Origin of the sequence: Streptococcus mitis, from assembly GCF_003942965.1 — a bacterium.
Classification (GTDB): domain Bacteria; phylum Bacillota; class Bacilli; order Lactobacillales; family Streptococcaceae; genus Streptococcus; species Streptococcus mitis_BH.
Genome location: NZ_RJOG01000057.1, coordinates 1 through 2,348 on the forward strand (window position 1 = coordinate 1; position 2,348 = coordinate 2,348).

Below are 2,348 nucleotides of genomic sequence, written 5' to 3' on the forward strand. Positions count from 1 at the left end.
CTTCAAAATTACTGATGTACTTAGACGTTAAATAATTAATATTCGTAAATTTTATTTCATCCTTATATTTGTTATTAATAAAATTTTTAAATCCAACATCATTTTTTAAAGAATCGTTATCATAAATCTTAGGATATTTGGAAACACCACATCGAAGAATAAATGACAGAAAATCTCTCTCCTCAGCAAAACTAGAGCAATCTATTTTTTTCAATGCCGTGTAATCTGTATCTTGAAAAAGCTTATCTCCTAATTCATTGCCATACTCTTTTCCAATATACATTTTATTGGAAGGTTGAACGTCTCCAGCAACGTTTGGAAGATTAAACGGAACTTTAGACAGCTCACTTCCAGCTGATAGTTTTTCATTGTAGTTATCATAAAACCAATTAATGAAACTGATAGATTTTTCATCAGTGTCAATTTGTCGATTAATCGTTCCAATGATCAAATCTGAACTGCTTTGCTCAGTGAATTCAATTGCAAGATATTTTTCACTGAATGCATCTAGAATACGTTTATCTCCTGTACGTTCAGCTTTGTATGCATTAGCTGTTTCTTCCCATTTATTTTGCCAACTTGATGAAGTCTTAATCTGATAAATTAACTCATCAACATATGTTTGATTCAAAATGCTTAAACTAACCCAAGAAGACAGCTCTTTTGGAAGCACAGTAACACCTGTATCGGTCGGTAAGAATACCTTATCTGATTTCATCAACCAATTGTCACTATTGTCCTTTAATAGCTTAGGGACAATCGGAGAACTTTTATATTGCTCACTCCACCATAAGAACACTTTTGTCCTTATTCTATTTTCCCAAGAAGATGAAAGAATGTTGATTTTATCAGATAGTTCATCTACATCAAACGACAGGCCAGTGTATTCATTATAATTAGCAAGTTCTTGTACTAGTTGGTTATTTTCGTTTGTTTCTAATAATTGCAACAAGGTGGAAAATGTCTCACCTATTAGCTCCTCTGGGAATTCTTGAAGGAAAAGCTTTGGATTATCTTTGATAGAAATATATTGCCAATTTACAGTCGGTAGTATTTGGGCATTAGATAAATTACCCAGGAATTCGTTCTTTAAGTCAAATACATCTATGTCCCATAGTTTATTCTCTTTAAAAGGAGTTACCATTTTTAATGCTATATCTTCATATTCAGGCTTAGATAATTCTTCAGCTACTTCAGATATAAATTTGAGCACTTCAATAAATATTTTCTTATTTATTTGTTCGCTATCATCCGGGACATCGTCACGTGAATTATTAGTTATAAACGGTGCATTTATAAGTGCATGAATTGGTGTACCAAAGTTACGTACTGGAAAGTAGCAATATAGTTTTTCTTTGGAGTAATCGTAATCAGAATCTTTAGAAACGGCTACTGCAATTTTAGCAACTTTATCCCCTATCCTAGATTCTTTATCGAAAACAAAATATTCTTCAGACGGTGCTTGACCTGTGACATCACTTTTTTCTATCAGCACGTCATGCCCATCGACAATTTTCTCTGATATTTTTTCATCATCAGATGTCTCAATAACTATTTTTGTTACATTGGGTAAAAATAACAAAGACTTATAAAATGGTTGCTGAAGTTGTTTAGCGACACTCGTGCCTTTACTTAAATTAGTTTCTTTTAGCTTTACTCGGATTAACGTATCAAAATCAGAATCAACTTTGTTTATTGGTTGAGGACAGTTCATTATCGGAAAACATAGATCGTAATCTTCTTTTTTCCAATTTTTCTGCTGTTCAAAAATTAGTTCACTGAATTTGTCTGACTCTCTAGATACATATTGTTCAAACAGACGTTTCGTGAATTCTTCACTAAATCGAATAGCAAATTCTCCCGAATACAATTCAACCCACTCAGCATCGTTTAGCAAAGAACGGAAACCAGTCCCTTTATTTCCAATATTTTGTGAAGATTTGTTGCTTGCTCTTCCTAAGCACAGTCTTTCAATTGTATCTTTTGAAAATGACGTACCTGTATTTCCAACTTCCAAAATATTATTTTTATAGGTTATCCGAACTTTCACTTCATCATTGCTGGAGTCGTTTTCTGATTTTATATCTCCATAGGCATCGTCTACATTCTGTAATAACTCTAAAATCTGACGCCCATTATAATCACGCATCAATTCATATTCTTCGCTGCAGGCCTTTTCAAGTTCATTACTCAACTCAGAATCCGTATATTTACGAATAAAAATATCCCTTAATTCATCAATCGTATTCCATTTGCTCACAGAACCTCGCCTCCAGCCTATTTTTTACATAATATATTATATCATAAATCATTTTATGAAATCCAATCAATAAAGACATTAATATGGC

1 pseudogene is annotated in these 2,348 nt (G+C 32.6%); it reads right to left on the minus strand.

Annotated elements, in window-relative coordinates:
- A pseudogene (locus D8837_RS09150) lies at nucleotides 1-2,260 on the minus strand (hypothetical protein); the annotation flags it as partial.
- Nucleotides 2,261-2,348: the final 88 nt, after the last annotated feature.